This is a genomic window from Ilyobacter sp. (assembly GCF_041583315.1).
GTDB lineage: Bacteria > Fusobacteriota > Fusobacteriia > Fusobacteriales > Fusobacteriaceae > Ilyobacter.
In genome coordinates this window covers 1-3,775 of record NZ_JBFHGC010000283.1, presented here as the reverse complement: position 1 = coordinate 3,775, position 3,775 = coordinate 1, and the positions used below count along the sequence as shown (strand labels likewise).

3 protein-coding genes are annotated in these 3,775 nt (G+C 36.2%); all 3 read left to right on the top strand.

Translation table 11 applies throughout. The annotated features are described in order from the left end of the window. Nucleotides 1-702 precede the first annotated feature (702 nt). From accD to pfkA, 3 genes are read left to right on the top strand one after another with little or no spacing between them, the layout of a single operon-like run. A complete protein-coding gene (gene accD, locus ABZA26_RS09905; RefSeq protein ID WP_372714359.1) occupies nucleotides 703-1,557 on the top strand; it encodes an acetyl-CoA carboxylase, carboxyltransferase subunit beta in 855 nt (284 codons plus the stop codon). Nucleotides 1,558-1,582: 25 nt separating this feature from the next. Further along, on the top strand, nucleotides 1,583-2,524 hold the full coding sequence (locus tag ABZA26_RS09900) for an acetyl-CoA carboxylase carboxyltransferase subunit alpha (RefSeq protein ID WP_372714358.1): 942 nt from the start codon (nucleotides 1,583-1,585) through the stop codon (nucleotides 2,522-2,524). Between the two features lie 25 nt (nucleotides 2,525-2,549). Further along, nucleotides 2,550-3,512 carry a 6-phosphofructokinase gene (pfkA, locus tag ABZA26_RS09895; protein ID WP_372714360.1) on the top strand — a complete coding sequence of 321 codons (963 nt, stop codon included), beginning with the start codon at nucleotides 2,550-2,552 and terminating at the stop codon, nucleotides 3,510-3,512. Nucleotides 3,513-3,775: the final 263 nt, after the last annotated feature.

Sequence of the window (3,775 nt, the reverse complement as noted above, 5' to 3'; positions counted from 1 at the left end):
GGTGCCTATACTGCACAACCACAAAATATATACCCTTTAGTAATTATTAAAGGAAATTTATTTTATAAACCAAATCGTATAAAATTTTCTGAAATATTTTTATAAGCCAAAACATTGAATGTAAGAATATTTTAATTTCTTGAACTGTGTAATTAATTTTGAAAAAAGACTTATAGGTATTTCTTTGTATAATATAAGTTCAAGGGAATATCTATAAAATATAAAGATTTTATGATTAATTAAAGAAAAAACTTAAAAATGATTAAACTCTCAAAAATATTTTTTATTAGATTTAAATTTAGGAAATATTTTTTATTTGGTCAAAATTATCTATAAGTAGTTAAAAAAAGCTGACTTCTAATTGGAAACTTAATAAGTTTTACTCTTAAAAAGGGAGATGTTTCTACCAATAAAGATAATTTAAGAAAAGATTAAATTAGGAGGGAAATACTGTAAATAATAAGTAGAAAAAGAGTTTAATCTGAAAAAAATTAGGGTTTTTTAGATTCGAAATGCATTGTTGTATTTAATTTTAAAATCCAAAAGATATATTTTAAAGGTTCTGTGCCCTTCAAACAGAATATTTTACACATGTGGCAGAGTTGAACTTAAATTCTAATTGAAATATAATGGGAAATTGTGTAAAATATGTGTTGTTATAAAAAACGGGCGTTATTATTGTATCCGGAAGGAGTGATAAAATTGGGAATTTTTTCAAGAAGCAAAAAGAAGTATGCAACCATAACTGTAGATAGAAGTGTAAAAAGAAAATCAGAAGAGGTAAAGGTATCAGGACTATGGGTAAAATGTCCTAGCTGCCATGAAATCCTCTATAAGAGTGATATCGAAAGCAATCTTCAAAAATGTACTAACTGCGATCATTATTTTGTGATGAATTCTACAGAGAGGGTAAACCTTCTTATTGACGAGGGAACCTTTGTGGAATATGACAAAGACATGATATCTGTGGATCCTCTTGGTTTTCCAGGATATGCAGACAGATATGCCGAGACTCAGAAAAAAGTGGGGATGAAAGACGGTGCCCTCTCTGGGACGGGAGAAATGAACGGAATAAGAGTGAGTATAGCTGTAATGGAGTTTAACTTCCTAGGGGGAAGTATGGGTTCTGTTGTAGGGGAAAAGATAACAAGAGCCATCGAAAGAGGTATAGAGGAGAATATTCCTGTGATAGTAGTGTCCACTTCGGGAGGAGCTAGAATGCACGAGGGGATTTTATCCCTGATGCAAATGGCAAAGACATCAGCAGCTCTGGAAAGACTCAGAGGAAAAGGACTTCCCTTTATATCAATACCTGTAAACCCTACCACAGGAGGAGTTACAGCTTCATTTGCAATGCTTGGAGATGTCAACATCAGTGAACCTGATGCACTTATAGGATTTGCAGGGCCTAGAGTTATTGAGCAGACAATCAAACAGAAGCTCCCTGAAGGATTCCAAAAGAGTGAATTCCTTTTAAAATACGGAATGCTGGACGTTGTGGCAAAAAGAGAGGAATTAAAAGACACAGTTGCAAAAATCCTCGGAAATCTTTTATAAGAGGAATATATAGAGGAGGTATAAAATGGAGTTTGAAAAGGATATACTTGAACTTGAAAAAAAAATAATAGAATTAAAAGAGTTTTCTGAGGCTAAAAAAATAGACCTTTCAGGAGAGATAAATAGACTAAAAAATGAATATGATCAAAAGATGAAAGAGATCTATGCCAATCTCGGGCCTTGGGACAGAGTACAGGTGGCTAGACACCCAAAAAGACCTTATACACTTGATTATGTAGAATATATAACAAGTGATTTTATAGAACTTCACGGAGACAGACTTTACAAAGATGACCCTTCAGTAGTGGCTGGTCTTTGCAAAATAGATGGTAAAAAAGTAATGCTTATAGGTCATCAAAAGGGACGTGAAGTAGAAGAAAAAATTCATAGGAACTTCGGTATGGCAAACCCAGAAGGATACAGAAAAGCTCTTAGACTTATGAAGATGGCTGAGAGGTTTAATGTGCCAATAGTAACACTTATAGATACCCCGGGAGCATATCCAGGTATCGAAGCTGAAAAACACGGACAGGGGGAAGCTATTGCCAGAAATCTTCTAGAGATGGCCGGACTGAAGGTGCCTATAACTGCCATTGTAATAGGAGAAGGTGGAAGCGGAGGAGCACTGGCCTTTGGAGTGGCTGACAGGGTTTATATGTGTGAAAATTCAATATACTCAGTAATATCTCCTGAAGGATGTGCAGCAATATTATTCAAAGACGCTACCAAGGGACCAGAGGCTGCTAAAAGTCTGAGGGTATCTGCAGACAGTGTACTAGAACTTGGTATAATAGACGGAATCATCCCGGAACCTGTAGGTGGGGCCCACAGAAATTATGACGAGATGACAGAAAATGTAAAAAAACAAATTCTGAGTGCCATATCTGAACTTCAGGAGAACAGCGTGGAAGAACTTCTTGAAAATAGATACGAAAAATTTAGAAAAATGGGTGCTTTTTCTGAATAATTAATAATCAGGGGGGAAAAGAGTGATAAAAAACATAGGAATACTAACCAGTGGTGGAGATTCTCCAGGGATGAATGCAGCTGTGAGAGCCGCGGGAAAGATGGCACTGCACCAAGGGATAGAGGTATACGGAATAAAAAGAGGTTTTCTCGGGATGCTGAATGATGAGATTTTTAGAATGACCGAAAAAGATTTCGGAGGGATAATAGACAGAGGAGGGACTACTCTTCTTACTGCTAGATGCCCGGAATTTAAAGATCCTAAAATAAGAGCAATAGCTGCTAAAAACCTGCAAAAACGTGGTATAGAAGGTCTTGTTGTAATCGGCGGAGACGGTTCATTTCACGGGGCAGACTGCCTTTTTAAGGAGCATGGTATCAAGGTAGTGGGAATACCGGGAACAATAGACAACGATATTATTGGTACAGACTATACTATAGGGTTTGATACTTGTCTGAATACAATTTTGGATGCCATAGGAAAAATAAATGATACTGCTATCTCCCATGAAAGGACAATTTTAGTGGAGGTAATGGGAAGAAATGCAGGTGACCTGGCTCTTTATGCCTCACTGGCAGGAGGTGGAGACGGTCTGCTCATTCCAGAACAGGATAATCCTATAGAGGTTCTGGCTTACCAGCTCCAGCAGAGAAGAAAAAGAGGGAAACTTCATGATATAGTTTTGGTTTCTGAAGGGGTAGGCTCTGCTATAGAGGTTGCAGAAACTCTCAAAGGAAAGATTCATACAGACATAAGGCCTGTTGTACTAGGCCATGTCCAAAGAGGTGGTGTTCCCTCAGGATTTGACAGAGTACTTGCCACTAAAATGGGTGCCAAAGCCGTGGAGATATTGTCTCAAGGCCAGGGTGGAGTCATGATAGGAATAGAGGGCAATACAATAGTCACTCACCCTATCTCACATGCCTGGGAAGGTAAAAAAACTATAAACAAGGAAGATTATGAGCTGGCACTTATTTTTTCAAGGTAAAGATGCCGGTTAAACCTGGGAAATAGATTAGGTTTAATTATCTTTTTTTAATTCAGACAAAGATATGAGAGATAAAATATAATTTTATCAAATATATTGCTGCAGAAAAAATTTCTGCAGTTTTTTTTATTCTTTAAGAAACTATAAAATTTTAGAATAATAAAAATTCAACTTCATTTTATACTAGAGAAGTATTTTTCTAGAAATATATTTTAAAAGTTGTGATAATCCTGAAAAAAACGAAATACAAAAAACATAGTCAG

Excerpts from the sequence above, each read along its gene's own strand:
- ABZA26_RS09900 (WP_372714358.1), top strand. The coding sequence starts at position 1,583 with ATGGAGTTTGAAAAGGATATACTTGAACTTGAAAAAAAAATAATAGAA.